This window comes from Nonomuraea dietziae (assembly GCF_014195505.1).
GTDB classification, from domain to species: Bacteria; Actinomycetota; Actinomycetes; order Streptosporangiales; family Streptosporangiaceae; genus Nonomuraea; species Nonomuraea roseola.
In genome coordinates, this window is the sequence record NZ_JACIBV010000001.1 from 8,057,997 (window position 1) to 8,083,336 (window position 25,340).

Annotated in this window: 25 protein-coding genes; 12 read left to right on the forward strand and 13 right to left on the reverse strand. The window is 70.6% G+C overall.

What is annotated here, in order from left to right:
* Positions 1–10: 10 nt before the first annotated feature.
* Positions 11–544 carry a TetR/AcrR family transcriptional regulator gene (locus tag FHR33_RS38350; protein ID WP_183658603.1) on the forward strand — a complete coding sequence of 178 codons (534 nt, stop codon included), beginning with the start codon at positions 11–13 and terminating at the stop codon, positions 542–544.
* Here the strand turns inward: FHR33_RS38350 and FHR33_RS38355 are convergent.
* From FHR33_RS38355 to FHR33_RS38365, 3 genes are all read right to left on the reverse strand, one after another.
* Positions 506–2,278 carry an NAD+ synthase gene (locus tag FHR33_RS38355; RefSeq protein ID WP_183658605.1) on the reverse strand — a complete coding sequence of 591 codons (1,773 nt, stop codon included), beginning with the start codon at positions 2,276–2,278 and terminating at the stop codon, positions 506–508. The two genes, FHR33_RS38350 and FHR33_RS38355, sit on opposite strands and share 39 nt — an antisense overlap.
* Before the next feature lie 49 nt (positions 2,279–2,327).
* The gene (locus FHR33_RS38360) at positions 2,328–3,800 is read right to left on the reverse strand and encodes a BTAD domain-containing putative transcriptional regulator (RefSeq protein ID WP_183658607.1); all 1,473 of its coding nucleotides are present in this window, start codon (positions 3,798–3,800) and stop codon (positions 2,328–2,330) included.
* Positions 3,801–3,906: 106 nt separating this feature from the next.
* Complete coding sequence (locus FHR33_RS38365; protein WP_183658608.1) at positions 3,907–5,118, reverse strand: MDR family MFS transporter; 1,212 nt, start codon at positions 5,116–5,118, stop codon at positions 3,907–3,909.
* A gap of 60 nt (positions 5,119–5,178) precedes the next feature.
* On the opposite strand from FHR33_RS38365, the gene FHR33_RS38370 reads away from it, so the two are divergent.
* Positions 5,179–6,132, forward strand: a complete 954-nt coding sequence (locus FHR33_RS38370; protein ID WP_183658610.1) for a DUF5937 family protein — start codon at positions 5,179–5,181, stop codon at positions 6,130–6,132.
* On the opposite strand, the gene FHR33_RS38375 is transcribed toward FHR33_RS38370, so the two are convergent.
* Genes FHR33_RS38375 through FHR33_RS38385 form a run of 3 tightly spaced genes read right to left on the reverse strand, consistent with a single transcriptional unit; the run spans position 6,116 to position 8,401 of the window.
* On the reverse strand, positions 6,116–6,919 hold the full coding sequence (locus FHR33_RS38375; protein WP_183658612.1) for an expansin EXLX1 family cellulose-binding protein: 804 nt from the start codon (positions 6,917–6,919) through the stop codon (positions 6,116–6,118). The genes FHR33_RS38370 and FHR33_RS38375 overlap by 17 nt on opposite strands.
* Before the next feature lie 31 nt (positions 6,920–6,950).
* A complete protein-coding gene (locus FHR33_RS38380; RefSeq protein WP_221242381.1) occupies positions 6,951–7,835 on the reverse strand; it encodes a terpene synthase family protein in 885 nt (294 codons plus the stop codon).
* 20 nt (positions 7,836–7,855) lie between these two features.
* Complete coding sequence (locus FHR33_RS38385; protein WP_183658616.1) at positions 7,856–8,401, reverse strand: EF-hand domain-containing protein; 546 nt, start codon at positions 8,399–8,401, stop codon at positions 7,856–7,858.
* 203 nt (positions 8,402–8,604) lie between these two features.
* Between FHR33_RS38385 and glnA2 the strand changes: the two genes are divergently transcribed.
* From glnA2 to FHR33_RS38400, 3 genes are all read left to right on the forward strand, one after another.
* The gene (gene glnA2, locus FHR33_RS38390) at positions 8,605–9,969 is read left to right on the forward strand and encodes a gamma-glutamylpolyamine synthetase GlnA2 (protein ID WP_183658618.1); all 1,365 of its coding nucleotides are present in this window, start codon (positions 8,605–8,607) and stop codon (positions 9,967–9,969) included.
* A 441-nt stretch (positions 9,970–10,410) separates the two neighbouring features.
* Entirely contained in the window at positions 10,411–11,448 is a 1,038-nt protein-coding gene (locus tag FHR33_RS38395) for a trypsin-like serine peptidase (protein WP_246452313.1), read from the forward strand.
* A 121-nt stretch (positions 11,449–11,569) separates the two neighbouring features.
* Positions 11,570–12,145: a DUF6461 domain-containing protein gene (locus tag FHR33_RS38400; protein WP_183658620.1), complete on the forward strand. Its 576-nt coding sequence runs from the start codon at positions 11,570–11,572 to the stop codon at positions 12,143–12,145.
* A gap of 97 nt (positions 12,146–12,242) precedes the next feature.
* Here FHR33_RS38400 and FHR33_RS38405 read toward each other — a convergent pair whose 3' ends face one another.
* Together FHR33_RS38405 and FHR33_RS38410 are read right to left on the reverse strand one after the other, a co-directional pair.
* Positions 12,243–12,788: an SMI1/KNR4 family protein gene (locus FHR33_RS38405; protein ID WP_183658622.1), complete on the reverse strand. Its 546-nt coding sequence runs from the start codon at positions 12,786–12,788 to the stop codon at positions 12,243–12,245.
* 107 nt (positions 12,789–12,895) lie between these two features.
* The gene (locus tag FHR33_RS38410) at positions 12,896–14,152 is read right to left on the reverse strand and encodes a serine hydrolase domain-containing protein (protein ID WP_312895911.1); all 1,257 of its coding nucleotides are present in this window, start codon (positions 14,150–14,152) and stop codon (positions 12,896–12,898) included.
* 258 nt (positions 14,153–14,410) lie between these two features.
* Between FHR33_RS38410 and FHR33_RS38415 the strand changes: the two genes are divergently transcribed.
* A complete protein-coding gene (locus FHR33_RS38415) occupies positions 14,411–15,127 on the forward strand; it encodes a hotdog fold domain-containing protein (RefSeq protein WP_183658626.1) in 717 nt (238 codons plus the stop codon).
* Positions 15,128–15,143: 16 nt separating this feature from the next.
* Here the strand turns inward: FHR33_RS38415 and FHR33_RS38420 are convergent, their stop codons facing one another.
* Positions 15,144–15,992: an alpha/beta hydrolase gene (locus tag FHR33_RS38420; protein WP_183658628.1), complete on the reverse strand. Its 849-nt coding sequence runs from the start codon at positions 15,990–15,992 to the stop codon at positions 15,144–15,146.
* 61 nt (positions 15,993–16,053) lie between these two features.
* Here FHR33_RS38420 and FHR33_RS38425 point away from each other — a divergent pair, with 61 nt between their 5' ends.
* The gene (locus FHR33_RS38425; protein ID WP_183658630.1) at positions 16,054–16,740 is read left to right on the forward strand and encodes a type 1 glutamine amidotransferase; all 687 of its coding nucleotides are present in this window, start codon (positions 16,054–16,056) and stop codon (positions 16,738–16,740) included.
* On the opposite strand, the gene FHR33_RS38430 is transcribed toward FHR33_RS38425, so the two are convergent.
* Positions 16,712–17,182, reverse strand: coding sequence for an HXXEE domain-containing protein (locus FHR33_RS38430; protein ID WP_183658632.1), 471 nt, complete (start codon positions 17,180–17,182; stop codon positions 16,712–16,714). The genes FHR33_RS38425 and FHR33_RS38430 overlap by 29 nt on opposite strands.
* Before the next feature lie 74 nt (positions 17,183–17,256).
* Here FHR33_RS38430 and FHR33_RS38435 point away from each other — a divergent pair, with 74 nt between their 5' ends.
* The 4 genes from FHR33_RS38435 (at position 17,257) to FHR33_RS38450 (ending at position 22,283) form a co-directional block, all read left to right on the forward strand.
* Positions 17,257–20,184 (forward strand): bifunctional [glutamine synthetase] adenylyltransferase/[glutamine synthetase]-adenylyl-L-tyrosine phosphorylase, encoded by a 2,928-nt coding sequence (locus FHR33_RS38435; RefSeq protein ID WP_183658634.1) that lies wholly within the window; start codon positions 17,257–17,259, stop codon positions 20,182–20,184.
* 38 nt (positions 20,185–20,222) lie between these two features.
* Positions 20,223–21,257, forward strand: a complete 1,035-nt coding sequence (locus FHR33_RS38440; protein ID WP_312895912.1) for a hypothetical protein — start codon at positions 20,223–20,225, stop codon at positions 21,255–21,257.
* A 48-nt stretch (positions 21,258–21,305) separates the two neighbouring features.
* Positions 21,306–21,827 (forward strand): hypothetical protein, encoded by a 522-nt coding sequence (locus FHR33_RS38445; RefSeq protein ID WP_183658638.1) that lies wholly within the window; start codon positions 21,306–21,308, stop codon positions 21,825–21,827.
* Positions 21,828–21,923: 96 nt separating this feature from the next.
* On the forward strand, positions 21,924–22,283 hold the full coding sequence (locus FHR33_RS38450; protein WP_183658640.1) for a hypothetical protein: 360 nt from the start codon (positions 21,924–21,926) through the stop codon (positions 22,281–22,283).
* Positions 22,284–22,603: 320 nt separating this feature from the next.
* Here FHR33_RS38450 and FHR33_RS38455 read toward each other — a convergent pair whose 3' ends face one another.
* Both FHR33_RS38455 and FHR33_RS38460 read right to left on the reverse strand, forming a co-directional pair.
* Positions 22,604–23,482, reverse strand: a complete 879-nt coding sequence (locus FHR33_RS38455; RefSeq protein ID WP_183658642.1) for a sigma-70 family RNA polymerase sigma factor — start codon at positions 23,480–23,482, stop codon at positions 22,604–22,606.
* 70 nt (positions 23,483–23,552) lie between these two features.
* Entirely contained in the window at positions 23,553–23,960 is a 408-nt protein-coding gene (locus tag FHR33_RS38460) for a VOC family protein (RefSeq protein WP_183658644.1), read from the reverse strand.
* A gap of 270 nt (positions 23,961–24,230) precedes the next feature.
* Here FHR33_RS38460 and FHR33_RS38465 point away from each other — a divergent pair, with 270 nt between their 5' ends.
* On the forward strand, positions 24,231–24,449 hold the full coding sequence (locus tag FHR33_RS38465; protein ID WP_183658646.1) for a hypothetical protein: 219 nt from the start codon (positions 24,231–24,233) through the stop codon (positions 24,447–24,449).
* A 535-nt stretch (positions 24,450–24,984) separates the two neighbouring features.
* Here the strand turns inward: FHR33_RS38465 and FHR33_RS38470 are convergent.
* Positions 24,985–25,302, reverse strand: coding sequence for a hypothetical protein (locus FHR33_RS38470; protein WP_183658648.1), 318 nt, complete (start codon positions 25,300–25,302; stop codon positions 24,985–24,987).
* Positions 25,303–25,340 lie beyond the last annotated feature (38 nt).

Below are 25,340 nucleotides of genomic sequence, written 5' to 3' on the forward strand. Positions count from 1 at the left end.
TGTTTGCCGCATGAGACGCACCCCGCTTCAGCGGCGCAGCGCCGAGAGGGTCGACCGGATGCTCGACGCGGCGGCCGCGCTGCTGGACGAAGGCGGCTACGACGCGCTGAGCACGCGCACCGTGGCCACCCGCACCGGCATGCCGATCGGCTCGATCTACCGCTTCTTCAGCGACAAACGCTCGCTGGCGGCGGCGCTGACCAGGCGCAACCTGGAGCAGTTCCTGGCCAGGCTCGAGCCGAAGCTGGCAGGGGCCTCGGGGTGGGACCCCGTCATCGACACCGTCGTGGACGAGTACCTCGACATGAAGGCCACGGTGCCGGGCTTCGCCGTCCTCGACTTCGGCGACAACGCGGAGGTGGCGGGCGCGCTGGCCGAACTGCTCGGGCTGCGCGAGGGCGCCAGGGCGATGCTGGTGGCGGTGGAGGCCGCCGACGCGCTGCTCAGGGCGCATCACGACGAGCCCGAACTGGTGGAGGAGACCAAACTGCTGCTGCGCTCCTACCTAGGAGGGCGTCTCCCTCCACCTGTTGGTGATCGGTAGCCTGCGGTCCCTGCCGAAGTTCTTCGGGGTGATCTTGGGGCCTGGCGGGTACTGCCGCCGCTTGTACTCCGCCAGGTCGACCAGCCGGATGATCCGCGCCACCAGCGCCGGGTCGTGGCCCGCCGCGATCAGCTCCGCCGAGCCCATGTCCTTCTCGACGTAGTCGTCCAGCAGCCGGTCGAGCACCTCGTACGGCGGCAGCGAGTCGGTGTCGCGCTGGTCGGGCCGCAGCTCGGCGCTGGGCTCCTTGGTGATGGAGTTGTCCGGGATCGGCCGCTCGGCGCTCATCAGGAACGAGGGGTCGGTGTGCTCGTTGCGCCACCTGGCCAGCGCCCACACCATCGTCTTCGGCACGTCCTTGATCGGCGCGAACCCGCCGGCCGAGTCGCCGTACAGCGTGGAGTAGCCGGTGGCCAGCTCGCTCTTGTTGCCCGTGGTCAGCACCAGGTGGCCGTGCTCGTTCGACAGGCCCATGAGGATCATCCCGCGCACCCTGGCCTGGAGATTCTCCGCGGCCAGGCCCGACAGGGCGATCTCCTTCTCGAAGCCGTCGACGATGTCGGAGATCGGCACGATCCTCGCGTTGACGCCCTGCCTGCGCACCAGCTCCTCGGCGTCGCCGAGCGAGTGCTCGGAGGAGTAGCGCGAGGGCATCATGACGACGTGCACGCGCTCGGGCCCGATGGCGTCGGAGGCGATGGCGGCCGTGAGCGCGGAGTCGATGCCGCCCGACAGGCCGAGGATCACCGAGCCGAACCCGTTCTTGGCCACGTAGTCGCGCACGGCCAGCACCAGGGCGTGGTAGACCTCGCCGGTGTCGTCCAGCCTGGGCTCCACCTCGGGCGTCACCGGCTCGTACGGCGCGACGGGCTCGGCCGACAGCACCACCCGCTCCACCGTGATCGTCGTGCCGTCGCCCGCGTCGAAGGGGAACAGGCCGGGCTCGGCGTCGGAGACGGGCAGGTCGAGGTCCACGACGAGCAGCTCCTCGCGGAACTGCCCCGCCCTGGCCACGAGCGTCCCCGAACCGTCGACGACCAGCGAGTCGCCGTCGAAGACCAGCTCGTCCTGTCCGCCGACCTGGTTGGCGTAGACGAGCGCGCAGCCCGCCTCGCGCGCCCTGCGCGCCACCAGCTCCAGGCGGACGTCGTCCTTCTCCCTCTCGTACGGCGAGGCGTTGGGCACCACGAGCAGGCCCGCTCCCGCCTCGCCCACGACGGCGACGGGACCGCCCTCCTGCCACAGGTCCTCGCAGACCGCGATCGCCACGTCGACGCCGTGCAGGCGGAAGATCGGCAGCCGGTCGCCGCGGACGAAGTAGCGGTACTCGTCGAAGACGCCGTAGTTGGGCAGGTGGTGCTTGGCCGTCCTGGTGACGATCCTGCCCCTGTGGAGCAGGGCGGCGGCGTCGAGCGGCGCGCCCTTGGGCTGGCCGACGCGCGGCGCGAGCCCCGCCCTGTCGACGTAGCCCACCACGACGGGCAGCTCACCGAGGCCCTCGTCGGCCAGCCGCGCCGCGACCTGCTCGAGCGCCCTGATGCTGGCGTCCACGAAGGACGTGCGCAGGACGAGGTCCTCGACCGGATAGCCGGTCAGGAACATCTCCGTGAAGAGGGCGAGGTGCGCGCCGCGGTCGGCGGCGTCGCGTGTCCACCTCACAAGCGAGTCGGCGTTGGCGGTCAGGTCGCCGACGACCGGATTGGTCTGAGCCAGGGCAATGCGCAGAAGTGCCACGCCACCCACCCTAATACTCTGCCCTTTTTATCCTCAAAGCGACGATAAGTCACCCGTTGTCTCCGGGAGTCACCAGACCCGTCTCGTAGGCGGCCACCACCAGCTGCGCCCTGTCGAACAGGCCCAGGTGGTCGAGCAGCCCCGCGACGGCCTCGGCCACCTCGTCGTCGGGGACGGCGAGCGTCCGGGCGATCTGCCGGTTGGTCAGCCCGCGCGCGATCAGCCTGAGCACGTCGAGCCTGGTGTCGGCCAGCCCGGCGAGAGCCGGGGGAGCGGAGGGGTCGGGCCTGCCGGCGAAGGCGGAGATGATGCGCGTCGTGAGCGCGGGGTCGATCAGCGCGTCCCCGGCCGCCGCCGCGCGCATCGCGGCCACGAGCTGCTCGGGGGCCGAGGTCTTGAGCACGAACCCGCTGACCCCCGCCCGCAGCGCGGCGTAGAGGTTCTCGTCGGTGCCGAAGGTGGTCATCATGATGACCTTGGGAGGGTCCTGGTCGGCCAGGATCCTGCGGGCCGCGGTCAGGCCGTCGAGCCTCGGCATCTGGATGTCGAGCAGGACCAGATCCGGCCTGGTGTCGCGGACGACGACGATGGCCTGCTCGCCGTCAGAGGCCTCGCCGGCCAGCTCGAGCCCCTCCTCGGTGTCGATGACGACCCGAAGCCCCGTCCTGACCAGCGCCTGGTCGTCGGCCACCACGACGCGCAGCGTCCGCTCCGCCGAACCCCGCCGCGCGACCTGCGGACGGGACACGGTCACGGCGTCCTCGCCGGCCGGGAGGTCGAGGTGGGGGGCCTGGCTGAGCATGTCGGCTTCCAGCCGCTGCAGGACGCTCGAGGGGTCGAGCCCCAGCTCCTCACGCCAGATCGTCCTGGCCCTGCGCAGCGCGCCCAGAGCGTCGCCCTGCCGTCCGCTCCTGTAGAGGGAGGTGGCCAACAGCCGCCAGCCCTCCTCGCGCAGCGGGTGGGCCGCGGCGTGCGCCTCCAGGTCGGGCACGAGCGAGGCCGCCTGCCCGAGCCGCAGCCCCGCCTCCGCCCGCCGTTCGAGGGCCACCAGGCGCAGCTCCTCCAGCCGGCCCGCCTCGGTCGAGGCCCACCCCAGCTCGGCGAACTCGGCCAGCGCGGGACCCCGCCACAGCCCGAGCGCGGCCTCCGTGGCGTCCCAGATCTCAGCGGCCGTCCCGTCGGCTCTGGCCAGACGCTCGAATCGCCAGCAGTCCACCTGGTCGGTCGCGGCGCGCAGCGCGTAGCCCGGCGGAGCCGACACCAGGACCGCCGCCTCCGAGCGCGGCGCCCTGTCAGGCTCGAGGGCGCGCCGCAGGCGGGAGACGTATCCCTGGATGGTCGACAGTGCCTGCGCGGGTGGGTCACCTGGCCAGAGCTCGTCGATGAGCGTGGTTACGGGCACCGCCCTGCCCCTGGCCACCAGCAGCCTGGCCAGTACGGCCATCTGGCGCTGGCCGCCGAGATCGAGGGGGATGGCGTCGAGACAGACCTGGAACGGTCCCAATGCGCTGAAGGTCACCATGGCAGGCGTAAGCGTAGAGCGACATGCGGGTGTGGCATATGGCGACATGCCCCAAAGCTCCCTTCAAAGTGGGAGCGCGGGGCGCCGGCGTGCCGCCGACGGCCGATCAGCCCTCGTTCAGCGCCGCCCTGCGCCTGATCGCCGGGCCCAGCGCCACCCCTGCCCCCGCCGTCACCAGGCCGATGACCCCGACCGTGAGCCACAGCGCGAGACTGCTGATCTCCAGCAGCGGCGTCATCAGCGGGGCCGCCATGCCCGCCACCGCCCACGCGAACCCGAACAGCCCCGCGTACCTGCCGCGCAGGTGTGGAGGGGCCAGCGAGGCGACGATCGCGCCCGCGATGCCCGCGGTGACGATCTCGCCGATCGTCCAGACCACGATGGTGGCCACCAGGGTGATCGTCGAGGTGACGAAGGCGGTCAGCGCGAAGCCGACCCCCATGATGCCGATGCCGAGCGCGAAGGTCCTGCTGGGATCCCTGCGGCCCAGCCAGTCGGACACCAGCGGCTGCAGCACCACGATCAGCACGCCGTTGGCCGCCATCGCCACGCCGAACTGGGCGGTGCTCAGGCCCGCCAGCTTCATCGCCACCGGCAGCGTGGTGAAGGTCTGGCTGTAGACCAGCGCGTCGCCGAGCACGATGACGGTGAAAGCGAGCATCAGCCTGTCGCGCAGGACCTGGCGCATCCCACCGCCCGTGGTGGTCTCCGAGGACGCGGGCCTGGTCTCGGGCACCGCCCTCCACACCAGGACGGCGAAGACCACGCTGCTGATCGCGTCGAACCAGAACAGCCACATGAAACCCGACTGCGCGAGCCAGCCGCCCGCCGTCATGCCGACCGCGTAGCCCAGGTTGATCGCCCAGAACAGCAGGCCGTACGCCCTGGGCCGCTCGGCCGGGGCGATCAGGTCGGCCACCAGGGCGCTGGAGGCGGGCCGGTAGGCGTCGATCACCAGGCCGAGCACGAACATCGAGGCCAGGATCGCCGGCAGCGTCGTGCTGTAGCCCAGCGCCAGCATCGCCACCGCGGTGGCCAGCATGCCGCCCGCCAGCGTCGCCCTGCGCCCGATGCGGTCGGCCAGCGTCCCCGCGATCAGCTGGGAGACCAGCGAGCCCGCGCCGAACACCGCCATCACCAGGCCCGCGGCCGTCAGCGACAGGCCACGCGACTGGGTCAGGTACACCCCGGTGAACGGCATCACCATCGTGCCGAGCCTGTTCACCAGCGTGCCGCTCCACAGCGCCCAGAAGGGGCGCGGCAGGCCGCCGATCTTCGACTGCAGGAAAGAGGGCTTCTCAGCGAGTGCGGTAGTCACAGGTGAGACCTTGGTGGGTTTCTGTCCGACCCGCGAACGATTTAGTGCACACTAAAAGGTATGGCCATCGAGTGGACCCTCAGACCCGAGGACGTCGCCCGCATCAGGTTCGCCTTCTCGCCGATGTGGGAGCTCGTCGCGAGCCTGCGCACCCTGCGCGACCCGGCTCGCCAGGTCGTGCACCTGCCGTGGATCAGGGCGGTGCGCCCCAGGCTACCCGCTCTCGACCTGGTCGAGCTGCTGGCCCTGGTGCCGCCGAGCGGCTACCTCGCCGACTTCCTCACCCCTCCGCCCGACACCCCGCTGCCCGACTTCGCCGCCGAGCTCGACAGAGTACGCCGGACGCCTCCCGAGCGCGCGGCCGAGGAGGCGGCGCTCCTGGCGGGCACCGAGCGCTTCCGTGCCGACCCGGCGGCGGGCGTGGTCAGGGTGGCCGACGCGCTCGAGGCCTACTGGGAGTCGTGCTTCGCGGAGTACTGGCCCCGCGTGTACGGCCTGCTGGAGCGCGACGTGCTGCGCCGCTCCCGCGAGCTGGCGACCGGAGGGGCGCGGCAGCTGTTCGCGGGGCTCGACCAGGCCATCGTGTGGAACGGCGAGCAGCTGATCATCGACAGGCCGTGGTGCGCGGGCTCCGCCCACCTGTACGGCGACGGCCTGGTCCTGGTGCCCTCGGCGTTCTACTGGCCGAGCGTGGCGGTCATGTCGGCGCCCTACCAGTCGATGGTCGTCTACCCGGTGCAGGGGGTCGGCACGCTGTGGGAGCAGGGCCCGCCGCCCGCGCCCGACGCCCTGGCCGCGCTCATCGGGCGCAGCAGGGCCCAGATCCTCACCGCGCTCGCCGAGCCGACCACCACCTCGTCGCTCGCCCGGCGGATGTCGCTCAGCGCCGGCGCGGTCAGCCAGCACCTGGGCGTGCTGTCCGCGGGCGGCCTGGCGGTCGGCAGGCGCCTGGGCAAGGAGGTGGTCTACCGGCGCACGCCCACGGGCGACGCGCTGGCTAGCACCGCCGCCTGACCCCTTCGGCCGACAGCGGCAAGGGCCTCGGCGCAGGCGGCGACGCCGTGACCGGTTCGGCGGCCTTCGCCCCTTCGTAGAGCCTGACGGCGGTCCGCTGGACCCGGCCAGGGGCCAGACCCACGCCCTTGACGGTCGCGCGCTGGCCGTGAACGTCGCTCACCCGCAGCTGGAAGGGGCCGTCACCGGCCCCGCGCGGGGCCACCCAGTAGCCGTCGGAGCCGCGGTCGAGGGCGTGCCACTCGTCGTCGCGAAGGAGCTCCACCTCGCTCAGCGGGTTGCCGTGGTCGATCACCTGCAGCGCCAGCCAGCCCGCCGTCGAGCCCTTGTGCACCCGGAAGGCCAGGCCCCTGGTCAGCTCCGGGTTGCGGACCGTGCGGTAGACGACCTCGGTCACACCCGCGCCCGGATCGGCGATCCTGGCGAAGGCCGCCCTGCTGAGGTCCACCTCGCCCGAGCGGCAGGACGGGCAGCTGTCGACCACCTGCACGCGCACCGTGCCGCGGGGGCCCGTGACGTCGAGGTAGCCGCCGCACAGCCTGGAGCCCGCGTACTCTCCCGACGACACCGAGGCGTACAGCTCGCCGCCGGAGATCGAGCAGTGGCCGTCCGCGCCCTGGTAGTACATCGCCCTGCCGGTCACGGCCGGATCCGCCTCGGCGGCCGCGCAGCCGCCGTGCCGCAGGAAGCTCACCACCCACACAGTGACGGCCAGGGCGGCGAGCACCGTCGTGCCCGCCATGCCCCTGCGCCGCCAGGTCGTCCGCTTCGCATGTCGTCCCCCCATGCTGAATACATAGGGGAATCGACCGGTGACGTTACGTGTATCTCTCCGTCTCGGTGATCCAGTCGATGTGGGCGCGCGGAGCGGTCAGGTAGGCGCAGGCCACCTTGCTCACGTCCCTGGCGACCTTCACCGGAAGCGTGTCCAGGGGCAGCCGCCGCGCCGCCGCCCGCATGTCGGCGCACCGCCCCGCGATCCTGTCGAGCACCCAGTCCAGGGCCTCGGGCTCGCTCAGACCGAGCTCGCGCGCCGCGATCACCACGAAGTTGTGCGCGTCACCGCGCTCCTTGGCCAGCGAGGCCACATCGTTGCACCAGGCCGAGACGTCGGCGCAGGACTCCACGAGCGCCTGCCACGGCTCGCCCTCGTGGAGCTCCGGCGGCACCTCCACGCCGAGGCAGGGCTCGACCAGGTCGTACAGGTAGGGCCCCGCCGTCCCCCTGCGCAGCCCCGGGTACTCCTCGATCGTGGGCACCCGCGAAGACGCCCTGTTGTCGGCCTCCGTACGGCACGCGTCCGCCTGCCGCTGGAGGTTGGTCGCGAAGCGCAGCCGCCAGTCGTCGCTCATCGACACGCTGGTGATCCTCCACAGGTCGGCGAAGGCCGCCTCGAGCGGCTGTTCGCCGTTGCCGTCGAACAGCCTCGGGTACGGCTGGCGCTCCTCGTCCATCTGGTCGTCCAGGTGGAACAGCCAGGTCAGCCACTGCGCGAACAGCGCGGCGGAGCCCGCGTCGAACTCGGCGAAGGCGCGGGCGGCCAGGCGGTGACAGCTCGACCTGCGGTCGACCCGCAGGCCCGTCCTCCTGGTCCAGTCGATGACCGAGGCCTCGATCGCGTAGACCGAGCGGTGCATCCTGCACGGCGCCGCCAGAGCGGGGACGCGTTCGATGAGCGGTGTGAGCACGCTCGCTGAGGTCATGGTGAGCACGGCCGATCCCCCTAGATCGGGCCGAACAGCCAGTTGCCCGCGGCCTGCGGGTCGTCCCCGGCGTAGAACTGCCTGGCCGCCTCGACGAGCTCGTCCACGGCCAGCGTGCCGTCACGGTCGTGGTCGAGCCGGTCGAAGGCGTCGTCCACGTCGTCGTAGGCGGTGCCGAAGGCGCTCAGCAGCATGCGGAACTCACCCGCCCGCACCCTGCCGTCCCCGTCGCCGTCGCACAGCTCCGCGACGGCGCGCGCTGCGGGCCTGAAGACGGAGTCGAACCCGTCGCCCTCGATGAAGGCAGCGGTCATCCCCGCGTGGAACTCCTTGCTGGAGATGGAGTCGTCGCCGTCCTTGTCGAGCTGGGCCGACAACGCCGTCCAGAGGCGGTCGAAGCTCTGCACGAGCCGGTCGCCCCTGACCGAGGTGGGCGACTCCCCGAACCCCACCAGCAGGCGCGCGCCGAGCCCCAGCAGGTCGTCGCGCTCGATCGCCCCCGCGCCGTTGACGTCGATGTGACTGAAAGCCTTGTCGAGCTTGCGTTTGCGCAGCTCAGCGCTCATGTGGTGCCTCCCCCGAGACAGCGGTGCTTGATCACCCTAAGAGGCGCGAAGGGCGTTGTCAGCGAGGCACGCGCTCTTCACTTGGGCGCGAGAGGGGAGAAGACCTCACCGGCCACGCCGTGATGTGTCCCCGTAACGTGCGCGAAACACGCGACGGGCAGACTGTAGGGGACCAGACATGTCTTTTCAGTCAAGGGGATGCCTTGGACCGTCAGCAGGAGTTCGTTCTCCGCACACTCGAGGAGCGCGACATCCGGTTCATCCGGCTGTGGTTCACTGACGTGCTCGGCTTCCTCAAGTCCGTCGCCATCGCGCCCGCCGAGCTCGAAGGCGCCTTCGCCGAGGGCATCGGCTTCGACGGCTCGGCGATCGAGGGCTTCGCGCGCGTCTACGAGAGCGACATGCTCGCCAAGCCCGACCCCGCCACCTTCCAGATCCTGCCCTGGCGCAGCGAGGTGCCCGGCGCGGCCCGCATCTTCTGCGACATCCTGATGCCGGACGGCTCGCCCTCCCACGCCGACCCGCGCTGGGTGCTCAAGCGGGCCCTGGCCAAGTGCGCCGACATGGGCTTCACCTTCTACACCCACCCCGAGATCGAGTTCTTCCTGCTGAAGAACCGGCCCGAGGTGGGCGGGGAGAGGCCCGAGCCGATCGACTCCGGCGGCTACTTCGACCACACCCCGCACAGCGCGGGCCACGACTTCCGCCGCCAGGCGATCATGATGCTCGAGTCGATGGGCATCTCGGTGGAGTTCAGCCACCACGAGGGCGCGCCGGGCCAGCAGGAGATCGACCTGCGCTACGCCGACGCCCTCACCACCGCCGACAACATCATGACCTTCCGCCTGGTCATGAAGGAGGTCGCGCTGGAGCAGGGCATCTGGGCCTCCTTCATGCCCAAGCCGTTCACCGAGCACCCTGGCTCCGGCATGCACACCCACATGTCGCTGTTCGAGGGCGATCGCAACGCCTTCTACGAGGCGGGCGCCGACTACCAGCTGTCCAAGATCGGCCGCTCGTTCATCGCGGGGCTGCTCAGGCACGCCGCCGAGATCACCGCCGTCACCAACCAGTGGGTCAACTCCTACAAGCGGCTGTGGGGCGGGGCCGAGGCCATCGCGGGACAGGGCGGCGAGGCGCCCTCCTACATCTGCTGGGGCCACAACAACCGCTCGGCCCTGGTGCGCGTGCCGATGTACAAGCCGCACAAGGGCGGCTCCACCCGCATCGAGTTCCGCTCGCTCGACTCGGCCTGCAACCCCTACCTGGCCTTCGCACTGGTGCTGGCCGCGGGGCTCAAGGGCATCGAGGAGGGCTACGAACTGCCCGCCCCCGCCGAGGACAACGTCTGGGCCCTGACCAGCGCCGAACGGCGAGCCCTCGGCATCCAGCCGCTGCCCGGCTCCCTCGACGAGGCCATCGCCGTGATGGAGCGCAGCGAACTGGTCGCCGAGACACTGGGCGAGCACGTCTTCGACTACTTCCTGCGCAACAAGCGCACGGAGTGGCGCGAGTACCGCCGCCACGTCACCGAGTTCGAACTCGGCCGCTACCTGCCGGTCCTCTGACCAGGCATTACGCCCTGCCGTCGTGCGGTCCCCCATGCTTGAGGGTCGCTCGACAGCAGGGCGTTTTTCGATCCTGATCATGTTCAGGGCACACCAGGAGATGTCCATGGACCCGCTTTGCGCGCTCGGTCGAACTGGGCATGAGGTGTGTGCGGGTCTGCAGCGTTGAACACCGGGTCGCTGTGCCCGAGGTATTCGGCCACGGTCACGATGTCGACATCAGCGGCGAGCCAGGCCGACGCGGCGGCGTGGCGGAGCTTGTGGCATCCGTGCTCCTTCGATGGCGCAGCACCTCGGCCCTCACGCGTGCCGTCCAAAGTTATAGCCGCATCTTCTGAACATCAGTTCGAATCAACCCTTCCCGTGGCATCCCGTAAGGATTACGATCTTGCTTGCTGGTCGATCAGGCCGGCTTTCCATATTGGCGGACGGGGAAGATCGATGATGAGACGCAGGCTGCTCACGCTGGCGATCGGCTTAGGGCTGGTGGGCGCCACCGCCGTCGCCGCGCCCGCTCAGGCCGCGGACGTGGTGTCGGCCCCGCTGACCTTCAGCACGGCGAACGCTCTCCAGGTGGCGACGTTCTGGCTGGCCGACGGGGGCGCCAACCTCAGGAGCGCCACGCCCTACGCCCCGCAGACGGAGGTCCACGGGGAACGCACATCCACCGACGTCGTCCCGCCCGGCAAGCCCGGCCTGGTCTCGCCGGTGCCTCCGGAGGCGGAGGGCGAACTGCCCCAGACCTCGGGCAAGGTGTTCTTCGTCGGCGCCGACGGTCAGCCTCACTGGTGTTCGGGCATCGCCGTCCAGTCGAACTTCCGCAACCTCGTCGCCACGGCCGCGCACTGCGTGTACGACATGGAGGGCGCCCCTGCCACGGTTGACAAGTGGGCCTTCGTTCCCGGCTACTTCGAGGGCACAATCCCGTCCGGCCTGTACGTCGGGAAGCAGGCGTTCGTCCATTACGACTTCACCCAGTACAGGGACCACGACCGCGACTTCGCCTTCGTGAACGTCTACGCAGGCGTCGTCCCGTCCTCGTCGGGAGCGCTGACCACCAACGGAAGACTGGTCGACATCGTCGGCGGGCAGGGCCTCGCCTTCAACCAGACGAACACCCCAGCCGTCGACGTCTTCGGCTACCCCGCCGGCCCCCACCCCGACGGAACCCGGCCCTACACCGGTGAGACCCTCGAACGGTCCACCGGGCAGACCTTCGCCATGCGGCTCGCCTCGCCTCTCGCCGACCAGCTCATCGGTGTCGACTCCTCGTTCACCGGCGAAGGCTCCCTCGGCTCCTCCTGGCTGAGGAGCTACAGCGACGACCACCGCCTCGGCTACCTCAACGGCATCACGACCGGCGTCACCGACACCGACGGCGACGGCCGCTACGACACGGGAATCTCCCCGTACTTCGACAGCGGGCTGCACACGGTCTTCCGCGCCGCGGGCTCGTACGCGACCGGGCGCATCATCTGAACGGCTTGGCCGGCCTCCTCCGAGGGTTGGCCGGCGGCCGCCATCGCCATCATGATCAGGTTTTCGGAGGGCAGATGCTCGGCTACGGACGCACGTCGATTTCGGTGGGGAGGAGTTGGTGATGACACACGACCGGGTGGGCTCGATCCACCACCTCGCCACGGAGCCGGGTGCGCCTGTGGAGGACTACGCGTGGTTCGTCGAGGCGTGTGCGGAGGAGAGTGACGGATTCAGCGCCACGTTCGTGCGGGGCCTGTCCGCCGAGGAGGCTCTGCGTCGGCTCGGGGCGACTCCAGGGGATGTCTCCGGCGATTGGGGCATCGGAGCCTGGGCGGCCTCCGGAGGGACCGTTCTGGTCGACTACGGGTACGCCGAACTGCCGGAAGCGCTCTCCCGGGGCACCGAAGCGGCGACGGTGTTCGCCGCCTTCGGCGAGGAGGACTTCGTCTACACGGTCAACGGCGTGGTGGCCACCCGGTTCGAGCTCTACCTTCCCCACTGGCGGCAGGGCGGCGACCCCGACCGGCTCCTTGCTCACATGCGGGAACTGGGCATGCCTGAGGAGGAGGCTCCTGACTACTTCCAGATCCGGATCACGAGGGCGCTCGCCCTGGCGGAACGGGCTACCTCCGTCCACCTGTCGCCTGCCCACCACGCGGTTCCCGCCATCGTCGGATCTGTCGATCACCTGTACTGACCGGGGCTCTGTCAGCGGTCGCCGTGACTTACCGAGTCGCGGTTCACCGCTGTCCCGAGATCCAGACATGCGCCGAACGCTGACGGACCTGGCCCGGTCACTCACTCTCGGACAGCCGCTGCCGAGCCATCTTCCACGGTCGCATCTCGTCGGCCTCGTCGGCGTCTTCCTCGTACCAGCCTGTTCCCGCAAGCCAGCGCTCCAGCCAGCCGGTCAGGGTCCCGGAGTCGACGTACCAGGCGCGGTGCCAGTCGCCCTCGATCCCGTTGGGTTCGAAGACCAGCACGGTGTCCTCGGTGCTCCTGCAGTCCACAGCGGCGTACATGCCGCAGCCCCAGTCCAGGATCGGCAGGACCTCCGCCGGCCAGTGGGGCTCACCACCCGACTCCGTCAACCGGCGTTCCTCGTGGTAGACGGTCACGGCGGTACGCCCCGCTCCCATGAGGGGCAAGAGCTGGTAGTCGGGGCCGAAGCCCCCGTTGGCCACTTCCCGGTAGAGCCGTACGAGCACGGAAGGGAGCCCGAACCCCAGCAGGCTCTCCGCTCGTGCCACCTCCTCCGCTGTCGCCGGGGGAGGCAGCCGGTCCTCGGTCGCAGCCGCCTTCGCCTGGACCTGTCGGAGCAGATCATCGATGTCTGTCATGGCGATGACCCTTTCGGAAGGACCACGTGGTGCGGACGGCATGCCGTACGGCGGCGGGCTGGGTGTGAAACCGGTCGCCGAGCGGTGAGCCCGGCGGCCGGCGGGGGTCAGAGGTACTTGGGGTAGAGGTCGGTGGTCGGCCAGGACGTCACCGTGTCGTGGGCCTGCCACATCAACCGGTCGATCACGTCGAAGTCGGGGGAGCCCGACTCCTCGCGCCGGTTGAACTGCACGCACCAGCTCACCCCCGCGGCGTTCCTCACCAGCAGCGTGAAGGTGCCGGGCATCGAGCCCGTGTGCCAGGTGTTGAGCCCGCTGCCCCACGTGCGCACGTACCAGCCGCAGCCGTACCACCAGCCGTCGCCGCTGACGCCGATCTCCGGCTTGGCGAAGGCGCGGGAGAGGGAGGTGGCGTTGAGCACGGGCCCCGCCGCGTCGAAGACGCTGCCCCACTTGACCATGTCCACGGCGGAGGCGATCCAGCCGCCGTTGGCGTCCTGGTTGGGCATGTTGAACCCGCCGTACGGGTACGGCACGACCTTGCCCGAGTCGTCCACCACGCTCTTGTTGGTGTACGCGGAGCTGTAGCCGACCTCGCTCGGCGACATCTCCGAGCGCAGGCTCTCGCCGAGGCTCATCCTCGAGATTCCCAGCGGCGCCAGCAGCTTGGACTGGACGTACGACTCGTAGCTCTGCCCTGAGACCTTCTCGATGATCCGGCCCAGCAGCATGTACCCGTAGTTGCTGTAGGCCATCTTGCTGCCGGGGTCGAAGTCGAGCGGCTTGGCGGTGACGTACCTGACGATGTCGGCGTGGCTGATCGGCAGCGGGGTGTCGAGGGAGGCGGAGATCGTCGCGTCGAGCCAGAGCGGGTCCTTGCTGACGTTCCTGTCCCAGCCGCCCGTGTGCTGCATCAGCCGCCAGAGCGTGACCTTCTCGAGGCGGGGGTCGGCGGCGGCCGACAGGCCGAGGAGTGTCGTGACGGGGGAGGCGAGGCTGACCTTGCCGTCCTGGGCCAGGCGCAGGATCGCCGCGGAGGTGATGCTCTTGCTCAGGCTGGCGATGCGGAACAGCGAGGTCGGCTGCACGCGGGCGAGGCGGACCATCGGGTTGGTGGAGTTCGGCCGGTAGGTCCCGTAGCCGCGGGCGGCCAGCAGCTTGCCCTTCCTGGCCACCGCCAGCTGGCCGCAGGTGATGTTCCGCTCGGTCATGTACTTCTGCAGGGTCTTGTCGAAGGCGGCCAGCTGCGCCGGCACGGTCCCGCTGGGCAGCAGGTCGGCCTCGGCCCTGCCCGGCTGCAGACCCAGCGTCAGCGCGGGTACGGCGGCGGCGCCCGCCTTCAGCAGGTTCCGACGGCTCAGCACAGTCACTTCTGACCCCCACATCACATCCGTGTCAGGAAGTCAGCATCCTAGAGGACATGTCCGAACATCAGGTGATGTGCGGTCAACCTGACATGCGACGCGAGGAAGAGTGACAAGGATCACTGTCGCGCGCGGGAAGCCCTGCGGGCGCGAGGATGTTGGCCGGTCATGACCGCCCCTGGTTCGCTTGACAAAGCGGCGCTCAGCTAAAATCGGCCCGCTTGAAACGATATTTCCGGACATATAGGAGGGTGTGGCATGACGACGGCTGCCCTGCAGACCGTGCTGACCGTTCCCCGGCGCTTCCGCGGACCCGAGGGGATGGCCAACGGCGGCTGGATCTCCGGCACCGTGGCCGACGCGCTGAACGGTCTCGAATCGGCCGTCGAGGTCACCCTCCATGCTCCCACCCCGCTGGAGACCGAACTCACGCTCGAGCATGTCGCCAACTCCGCGACCCTCTCCCACGAGGGCACGCTGCTGGTCGAGGCCATCCCCGTCGCCGAGCACCTGAGCGGCCCCGGCTTCGTGCCGTTCAACGAGGCCGCCCGCGCCGAGGCCGGCTTCCCCGGCTGGCGGGGCCACGCCTTCCCCGAGTGCTTCGCGTGCGGACTGCGCGAGCCGGGTGACGGCCTGCGCGTCTTCCCCGGCCCCGTCGAGGGCGCCGACGTCGTCGCCGCGGGCTGGCGCGTGCCGTTCACGGTGGCCGACGCCGACGGCGTCGTGCCCGCCTCCGTCGTCGGCGCGGTGCTCGACTGCGTCACCGGATGGGCGCACTTCCAGCCCGGTGAGTCCGCTCTCCTCGGCCGCCTGACCCTCCAGGTCAACCGCCGCGTCTACCCCGGCGGCACGTACTCCGTCGTGGCCAAGGCCACCGGGCGCGAGGGCCGCAAGCTTTTCGGCGAGAGCGCCATCTACGAGGTCGACGGGACGATGGTGGCCGCGGCCAAGGCGACCTGGATCGCTCCGCGTTAGGCGGCGCGGGCCGTCTCTAGCTCGTGAGACGGCCCGCCACCAGCGACGCGCACCGGTCGTCGAACATGATCGTGTAGTGGTTGCAGTCGGGCACCACCTCGTCGCGAAGCAGCGCGACCCTGGAGGTCCACGCCTTGGCCAGTTCGTCGGGCAGCATGCCGACGCTCTGGTCGAGCAGCCCGCGAGGGGCCCTCAGCAGTTCGATGGGCGCCTCGACGGCGGCGAGCGCGGCGCCGATCGGCTCGCCGTTGAGCCGCATCCACCTGCCGTCCTCGCGGACGGCCTCGCCCACGGCCCGTGAGCGCAGCGCTCCCGGGGCCCCGAACAGGTCGTACCTGACGTACTCCTCCGCCTCGGGGGTCCAGTTCCCCGCGAAGGCGGGATGCGCCTGGAAGAAGGCGACGTAGTCGTCGGCCGTGGCGAAGGTCTGGCTCAGCCTGGCGATCGCGGGGCCGAGTGTCGCCTCGATCTCCGCGTCCACGTCGGCGCCCGGCGCCAGTGGGGGGAGCGGCAGCCCGCCGTCCACCAGCACCACCTTCCCGAAGCGCCGCCGCGCGCCGGCGAGCACGGCGACGTACGCGCCCATCGAATGGCCTGCCAGCACCGAGTCGGAGCCCGCCCCGACGTGCTCGGCCACGCGCAGCACGTCCTCGGCGTGTGTGGCCAGGCCGTAGGGGCCAGGCAGGTCGCGACTGTGGCCGCGCCCCCTGAGATCCATCGCCACCAGCGACCACCCCTGCGGCAGCCGTCGCGCCACCGCGTTCCACGCCATGAGCGAGGCGGTGATGCCGTGCACCGCGACGATCCGCCTCGGGCCGGATCCGAAGGTGGCGATGCGCAGGCCGTCGACGTCGTCGAGCTTCATGGGCACACCCTAGTCGGCGGCAGATCCGGGACATCGCCCTCGAGGCCGGATAATGGCGCGTATGCGCATCACCGTGATCGAGCACGAGGCCGGAGCCGGTCTGGGCTTCTTCGAGGACTGGCTCGGCGTGCCCTGCGAGGTCGTCAGGCCGTACCTGGGCGAGAGCGTGCCCGCGCACGCGCCCGACGGGCTGATCGTCCTGGGCGGCGAGGCCTCGGCATGGGACGACGAGGGCTGCCCCTGGCTGCCCGCCACCCGTGACCTGCTGCGGACCAGCGTCACGAACGGCACGCCCACGCTCGGGATCTGCCTGGGCGCCCAGCTCATGACCCTGGCCTGCGGTGGCGCGGTGGAGCGCGGCGGCGAAGGGCTCGAGGTCGGCGCCCGCGAGGTCGTGGCGCTGCCCGAGGCGGCGGCCGACCCGCTGTTCGGCGCGCTCGGCAGGGCGCTGGCCGTGCAGTACCACCAGGACGCCATGACCGCCCTGCCCGAGGGCGCCGTACGGCTGGCCGCCGGCGAGCAGTACCCCAACCAGGCCTACCGCCTCGGCGAGCGGGCGTGGGCCGTGCAGTTCCACCCCGAGGCCACGCCGGAGATCTTCGCCGGCTGGGGCGCGGACGAGGGGCTCGTCGTCGAGGTGAAGCGGGCCGAGGAGGACCTGGTCGAGGCGTGGAGGCCGATGGCCGAGGCGTTCGGCAGGCAGGTCGCGGACCAGGCGGTCAGAAGTGGCGGTCACGCGGCTTCGTGAGCACGTGGGCGGCGGCGTGGACGCCGCCCAGCGCGAGGGGGAGCAGCAGCCAGCTCCACGCGGGCAGCCGCCTGTCCTCCAGCCTCCGCCAGGCCCACACCGAGTAGGGGATCACCACGAGCGGCGCGGTGACGGCGCCCGGCGTGTAGCCGCGCATGGCCGCGGCCTGGGCCAGGTGGATCACCCCGTGCACGCCGAAGGAGGCCACCGCCGCCCGGTAGAGCGCGCTCTTCGGGCCGCTCGCGGCGGCGGAGGCCACCAGCGCGCCCATGAGGCCGATGGCGACGGTCACGTGCCGCTGGTCGAGCTCCCAAACGCCCTCGGGGATCCAGGGAAAGCGTTCGGTGAGCTCCGCCCTGTGCTCACGCGCCCAGCTCGCCATCGTGGCCAGCTCCTCGGCGTCGTGCAGTGTCCACGCGGCCAGCAAACCCCAGGCAGCCATGATCTCTCCCTTCTGAATACAACGCAACGTTGCGTTGCATTCCTCACTATACGCCGACCTGAGAGGATGGGGGCGTGCCCAGGATCGAGTCCACCGCCGCCCGCCTGGCCAAGCTCGGCTTCGCCGATCCGGCCCGTGCCGAGCGCCTGGTCCAGGAGGCCGGCGCCGAATGGCTGCTCGACGACTTCGCCGCCGTCGCCGATCCCGACCTCGCCCTGCTGTCGCTGACCCGGGTGGCCGAGCGGGAGTCCGGCCTGCTCGACGCGCTCCGCTCCGACGAGGGGCTGCGCTCACGGTTGCTCGGCGTCCTGGGGGTGAGCGCCGCGCTCGGCGAACACCTGGTCACCCATGAGGGCCACTGGCGCTCCCTGGCGGGCGAGCAGGCCGTCCTGCGCCCCGGTGAGGGCGAGCTGAGGGCCGCCCTCCTGCGCGCGGTCGGGGCCGAGCCCGCCGACGGCCAGCCACGGGCGAGCGTGGCCTCTCCACGACGCGAGCTCAAGAGCGCCTACCGCGAACGGCTGCTGCGCCTGGCCGCCCGCGACATCACCGGCGCCGCCTCCTTCACCGAGGTCACCGCGGAGCTGTCCGACCTGGCGGGCGCCGCGCTGGAGGCCGGCCTCGCGGTCGCGAGGGCCGAGACCGGCCCGGGCGGGCTCACGGCCGAAGAGCTCTCGACGGTACGGCTGGCCGTGATCGGCATGGGCAAGTGCGGCGCGCGCGAGCTCAACTACATCAGCGACGTCGACGTGATCTTCGTCGCCGAGCCCGCGGAGGGCGCGGACGAGACCAAGGCGCTGCGCGTGGCCACCCGTCTGGCGCAGGGCATGATGCGCGCCTGCGCCGAGCTCTGGGAGGTCGACGCGGGGCTGCGCCCTGAGGGCAGGGCGGGCCCCCTGGTCCGCACCCTCACCAGCCACCTGGCCTACTACCGGCGCTGGGCCAAGACCTGGGAGTTCCAGGCGCTGCTCAAGGCCAGGCCGGTCGCGGGCGACGCCGAGCTGGGCGCGGCCTACGTCTCGGCCGTCGACGAGCTGGTCTGGCACGCCGCCTCCCGCGACAACTTCGTGGAGGACGTCCAGGCGATGCGCCGCCGCGTCGAGGCGCACGTGCGCGAGGACGGCGAGCGGCAGCTCAAGCTCGGCCCAGGGGGGCTGCGCGACATCGAGTTCGCCGTCCAGCTGCTCCAGCTCGTGCACGGAAGGCTCGACCCGCTGCTGCGCCGCAGGGCCACGCTTCCCGCCCTCGCCGCGCTGTCCAGGGGCGGCTACGTCGGCAGGGAGGACGCCAGGGGCCTGGCCGAGGCCTACACCTTCCTGCGCCAGGTCGAGCACCTGCTGCAGTTGCACAGGCTGCGCCGTACGCACATCGTGCCCTCGGCCCCCGGCGACCTGCGCAGGCTCGGCAGGGGGCTGAGGCTCGGCCCCGACCCCGAGGCGGAGTTCGTCAGGCAGTGGAAGAAGCACGCCAGGGAGGCGCGGCGGCTGCACGAGAAGCTCTTCTACCGGCCGCTGCTGCAGGCCGTGGCGAGGCTGCCCGACTCCGAGACACGCCTGTCCACCGCCGCGGCCACCGCCCGGCTGAAGGCGCTGGGCTTCGGCGACCCCTCGGGCGCGCTGCGCCACATCGCCGCGCTCACCACGGGCGTGTCCAGGCGCGCGGCCATCCAGCGCACGCTGCTGCCGGTCATGCTCGGCTGGTTCGCCGACACCCCCGATCCCGACGCGGGCCTGCTGGGCTTCCGCCAGGTCAGCGACCAGCTCGGCACGACGCCCTGGTACCTACGGCTGCTGCGCGACGAGACCGCCGTCGCCGCCAGGATGGCGCGCGTCCTCGGCACCAGCCGCTACGCCACCGACCTGCTCACCCGCGCGCCCGAGGCCGTCGCCATGCTCGGCTCCGACGCCGACCTGGAGGCCAGGCCCTTCGCGGCGCTGAGGGCCGAGGCGGCCGCCGCCGTCTCCAGGCACGACGACGCCGAGACCGCCGTCGCCTCCGTCAGGGCGCTGCGGCGCAGGGAGCTGTTCCGTACGGCCGTCGCCGACCTGTCGGGCCTGACCGACATCGAGCAGGTCGGGGTGGCGCTGTCGGAGCTGAACGACGTGACGATCCAGGCGGCGCTCGACGCGGCGATCGCCAAGGTGCGGCTGGAGAGCAGGGGCGAGTCGCCTGGCAGGTTCGCGGTCATCGCGATGGGCAGGCTCGGCGGCATGGAATGCTCCTATGCCAGCGACGCCGACGTGATGTTCGTCTGCGACCGCATGGAGAGCGCCTTCGCCGTGGCCAACGAGCTCAGGCGGCTGCTGGCGCTGCCCGCGCCCGATCCGCCGCTGCTGATCGACCCCGACCTGCGGCCCGAGGGCAGGCAAGGGCCGCTGGTGCGCACGCTGGCCTCCTACCGGGCCTACTACGGCAGGTGGTCGTCGCCGTGGGAGTCGCAGGCACTGCTGCGCGCCCGCTTCAGCGCCGGCGACGCCGAACTCGGCCAGGCGTTCGTCTCCATGATCGACGAGCTGCGCTACCCGCCGGGCGGGCTGCCCCTCGAGTCGGTGAGGGAGATCCGCAGGCTGAAGGCGCGCATGGAGGCCGAACGGCTGCCGCGCGGCGCCGATCCCGCCCTGCACACCAAGCTCGGCAGGGGCGGGCTGTCCGACGTCGAGTGGGTGGCCCAGCTGCTGCAGCTCCAGCACGCGGGCTCGTTGAGCTCGCTGCGCACCACCAGGACCCTCGAGGCGCTGCGCGCGGCCGTGCACGAGGAACTGCTCGAAGCGGACGAGGCGCGGGTGCTGGCCGACAGCTGGCGTTTCGCCTCCCGCATCCGCGACGCGATCATGCTCGTGAAGGGCAGGGCGGGCGACATGGTGCCCACCGACGTCAACGAGCGGCGGCTGATCGCAGGGACGCTCGGCTATCCGCCCGACGGCTCGGAGGACTTCGTCGACGACTACCGCAGGGTGACCCGCCGCGCCCGCAAGGTCGTGGAGAGAGTCTTCTACGGGGATTGATTGCGGGGCCACGCGCGGAGGTGTATCAAGAGCGCGGGGTGATCGGTTTGCTGTCTGTTTACGTGGACCTGGCGCTCGGCCTGGTGACGTCGTTCCTGCTGCTTTCGCTGCTGGTCAGCGGGCTCAACGAGGGCTTCGTCAGGCTGCTGTCGATCCGCAGCAAGTTCCTGTGGGCCTACCTTCGCGACACCATGGACGGCGCGGCGCCCTCGGGCCATTCGTGGCTGCCCAGCAGGGTCTCCGACGTCTTCGCCAAGCTGCCCTTCTCCGAGGATCCGCGCCCCGCGCATAACGAGCAGCCCGCTCCCTCCGAGGTCGCCCCCGTGCCCGAGCGTGAAGGCGCCCTGACCGGCCTGTTCTACCAGCGGGTCCGCGAGATCGACTACGGCCGGCGGGGCAGGACCAGCATCTCCGACATCCCGCCCGAGCGGTTCTCGGTGGCGATGATGGAGATGGCCTCCGCGGAGAAGGACGGCGTCGAGGGGCTGCTGGCCAAGCTGCAGGCGGTCGGCAGCCCGCTGCACGGTCACCTGCAGGGCCTGTGGGAGGGCTCGCAGCGCGATCTCAACCGCTTCAGGCAGGGCGTCGAGCGCTGGTTCGACTCCGAGATGCAGCGCCTGTCCATGCTCTACAGGCGCTACGTCAAGTGGGTCGTGGCGGTGCTCGGCTTCATTGTCGTGCTGCTGTTCAGCATGGACGGCCTCGAGTACGCCAAGACGCTGCTGCGCGACAACGCCTACCGCTCGGCCGTCTCGGCGATCGCGGCAGGCGACAGCGAGCGGCTCGAACCGCTGCGCGAGGAGTGCGCCACGCCGGGCAACCCGTACCGCTGCGTGACCGAGACGCTGAGCTCGCCCGCGCTGGTCAAGGTCTTCGACCACGCGATCGTCAGCGTCGTGATTCCCGAGGAGGGCGACCCGTCCCTGTCGTGGAACGGCGGCGTCTGGTGGGAGCGCCTCATCACCCTCAGCCACTGGCCAGGCTTCCTGGTCACCTATCTGGCGCTGCTGTTCGGCGCGCCCTTCTGGTGGGACGTCCTGCGCCGCATCACCGGCCTGCGCTCCACCAAGTAAGATCACCTCACTCCCCCCATGGTTTCAGTGGGAGGAGTCCACATGTGGATGATCGCCGGGATCGTACTGGCCTCGACCGTCGTGGCGCCGGTGCCCGACGTCGCGGGCCAGGGCTTGGTGATGGCGGTGCAGGCGCTCAAGGACGCGGGCTACGAGCGCATCAAGTCCACCGACGTCAGCGGGCGGGGGCGCATCGTGGTCTTGCGGCGTGACTGGAAGGTCTGCCGTCAGCAGCCTGGCGCGGGAGCGGTGCGAACGGACACGCGGAGGCAGACGCAGGTCGAGCTCTCGGTGGTGAAGGTGGGGGAGAACTGCCCTGCGCGCGTGGAGGCGCCGGTCAGGCCGGGCTTCATGCCCGCGCTCTCGGGCAAGAGCGTCCGGGTCGCCCGGCAGTCGCTGCCGGGCCGTACGACCATCAGGATCACCGACGCCACCGGGCAGAACCGCCTCGTCTTCTGGGACACGGCCTGGCGGGTCTGCACCCAGACCCCCGCCGCCGGTCAGCCGCTCACGGGCGGCCCCGTGCTCCTGCGCACGGTGAAGTACGGCGAGGCCTGCCCCGCGCGCTGACGGAGGCGCCGACGAGGTTCGGCGGCGATGCACGCCATGGCCGCCGAGCCCCGTCGGATTTGATACAGCGATCGATGCGTGAGTAGCCTCAGGCGCGTGGGGATCACAGTCGAACTGCTCCGCCATGAACCTCCTGCTCGGACCCTGGCCAAGGGCAAGCACCAGAAGAGGCCGGTGTTCACCGTCCTTGAGCGGGTGAACGACCCGGACGACCTTTTGCCGCAACTCCTCGACCGGGTGTACAACTCAGGGCGCACCCCCACCGTCGACCGTATTGACCCCCATGGATACGTCATCTTCGATGAAGCCCAGGTCCGTTCGCTTCTTGTTGAGCTTCCCCAGTTGGCCAAAGTCGCCCACGAGGAATGGGCACAGCAGATGGTGCGCGAACTCCAGCGGCTCAGCACGGCTTGCTTGGCGACGCCTGGCCTCAAGCTGCGCTTCGACGGCGACTGACCGCTGGCGGCATCGGGGGCCAAGCGGCCGACGGACGCCCCTGTTCCTGGAACGCCGGCTTTCCTGTACTCCTCCGGGGCATGAAGCGCACCCTCTCGTGGGGCGCTGCCGGCGGATTGCCTCGCCGTGACTGGTGCGCGGCGGAGCGAAGAGCCGCGAAGTGGGAGGTTCGGGTGGGAGCCGGCGGGGTTCCGGTCATTCTGGGCGGCCGTAGCTGAGGCCGGGATTCCCGCTCGGCCTCGATCGGTGGCGGAGGGCGAACGAGATCACCTGGTGGCGCCAGATCTCGCCTCGGACGTGGTGGAAGCGGTGAGCGTGTCTCACACAGGGTCTGGCAGGTGCGTCGATGCCAGCTTGGCGGGATCGGCCACGATCGCGATGGCGGCGATCCGGCCGTCGACGACCGTGAACGAGATGATCGAGAGCGGGGTTCCGTCCTCGCGCCACGAGACGTACCCGGGAAGGCCGTTGACGAGCACCGCTCGATGTCGTGCGACAGCGCCGGAGACCATCCGCGCACCGGCGGCGACCGCGGTGGCGCCGAGGGTGACGACCACCCCGTTCGGAGTGTCGACCGTCAGCCTCACGTCCGGGTCGAGCACGCGCAGCAGCGCCTCGAAGTCGCCGCCCCTCGTGGCCGCGCGGAAGGCTGTGATGACCTGTCGTTGTTCCGGTCCGACGAACGCCGGCCGCTCGTTCGCCCGTACCTTCCTTCGGGCGCGGCTGGCGATCATCTTGGTGGCGTCGGCGGACTTGCCGAGGATCTGACCGATCTCGGCGAACGGCACCCCGAACAGGTCGTGCAGCACGAACGTCAGCCGCTCGCTGGGCCCGAGCGCGTCCAGGACGACGAGCAGCGCGAGCCCCACCGAGTCGGCGAGCGCCACGACTTCCTCGGGCTCAGCGCTGTCGTCGACCGTTATCACGAGCTCGGACAACCCGTCCCCGTAGGACGCCTCGGGGCGGACCTGACGGGACCGCAGGACATCCAGGCTGATCCGGCCGACCACCGTGGTCAGCCAGCCCGGCAGGTTCTCGATGGTCGTCGCGTCCTGGCGGGCGAGCCGCATCCAGGCCTCCTGGACCACGTCCTCGGCGTCGGCGTGCGATCCGAGCACGCGGTAGGCGACCGCGCTCAGCCGGTCGCGCTGGGCCTCGAACGCTTGGGCCAGCAGGCCCGTCCGGCTGGTGTCAGTCATCCTGTGGTTTCCTCGGATCTGCTTGCTCATGGGTCATGACGGCCTGGATCGTCGCATGGTCTACGGTCGGTCAGCCATCGGCACGGTTTCGGCGGCGCTGCTGGCGGAGGGAGATCCGGTTGCCGTCCGGATCCACCGCCTCGATGCGAACGCCGAACGGGTAGTCCTCCGGTTCGGGCTGGTCGAATGTCACGCCTCGCCGGCGAAACACCTCGAAATCCTTCCTTAGATCATCCGACTCGAGGATGAGCGCACCGGCGGCGGCATCCGGCCGCTTCTCGACCGGCTGTCCCTCGGCCTGCGCATGCGACCAGAGGAGGATCTGGACCGGACTGCCGGCGACGCCCACGGTGAGGAAGCGTCCTTCCGGCCCCGGGTAGTCGACGCGCTTCTCCAGTCCGAGCCCTTCGGTGTAGAACTTCAGCGCGCGGTCCTGATCGGTGACGTGGACCGTCACATACATAAGGTTCGTCAGCACCCTGATCTCCCATCTCGTTGTTGGTCCGACGACCGTGGGCGTACACGGCCGTCGCTCCTATGACGGGCGCGGGCGCCAGAAGGTAACGAACGGACCGAGCTCTCCTGGCAGAGTGACCAGACAGCTGTTCATCTGCGGCTCGCCGCAGCCCCTGCTCGCGGCGAACGCGTCCATCCGCGCGCAGCTTGGGATCGGGGCGAACCATCGTGGGCTTCCGCCACCCTCGACGACGACGCCGCCGAGCTTGCCGAGACACTCGACACCATCCCGGTGGGCCTGGCCGCCCTCCGCGGCGGCCGCGACCCTGACCTGCCGGCGGGCAGCCACAGCCTCGTAGATCAGCCCGTCACGGCAGGCGCCGTTTGGACGGAGTGGCTGATCCGCTATCTGGCCATCCTGCGCGAGCGTCCTTCTGGGGCGATCGCGGCAGCCATCCGCGCCCACGCTGACCAGGGCGGTTCCTACGATGACCTGGCCGCCGCCATGTAGGTGAGCCGGATCACCGGGCAACGGCGTCACAACCGGCGGCAGAAGCCTCCGAAACCCGCAGAGAGACGGGCCACCACACAGCCCCGACGCCCAGCGCGGGGCAGCGGCTGGCCCTCCTCACCGCCCGGGAACTGGAGACGGTCAAGCTCGTGGCGCTCGGCCTCTCCAACGACGAGATCGCCGAGCGCCTCGTCTCAGTCCGCTCACTGCCAAGACCCACATCACCAGGGCCATCGCCAAGCTGAACGTGCCCGACAGGCTCCAGTTGGTCATCCTGGCCTACGAGAGCGGCCTGATACGGCCTGGCGCGTGGCGATGATGCCGGAATGGAGGGGGAGTGAGATGCGCGGGACCGGCCCCTCGGGCGGCGCGACCAGCCGGCCATCGGCAACGCGTACGTGCTGCTGCACGGGTCTCTCGTGGCGCGACCGGGCTCGCCACGCAGGTGGTCGCCCACGGTGTGTAGCCGTGGGTCAGCCTCTCCGTGTGCGGACTCTTCGATCCGCACACGAAGTGGAGAACGATCTATCTGGTATCAGGATTTCGTCGAGTAGCCGTAGGAGCCCAGGCTGGGATAACTGGCGTTACAGGATGCGATCGAGGTTGCCCCTGCCTCGACCCACGACCCGTAGTACCGGACCTTCTTGAACGTGTCCGGGTTCCAGCAGTCGGCCCATGCGCGTACGTAGCCGCTGCCAGAGTTGCAGTAGGCCCAGGATGCGCCTCCGCCACTCCGCACGCCCTTCTCGCAGTCGCCGATCATCATCGCCGATCCAGCATGTGCAGCAGCAGGCAGCGTTGCGACAGCCAGGCCGAGCGCTGTGACGGTGGAGACGGTGAACTTCCTGATCATTGATTCCCCTTGTCGACGATGTGATGGCTGTTGCAGAC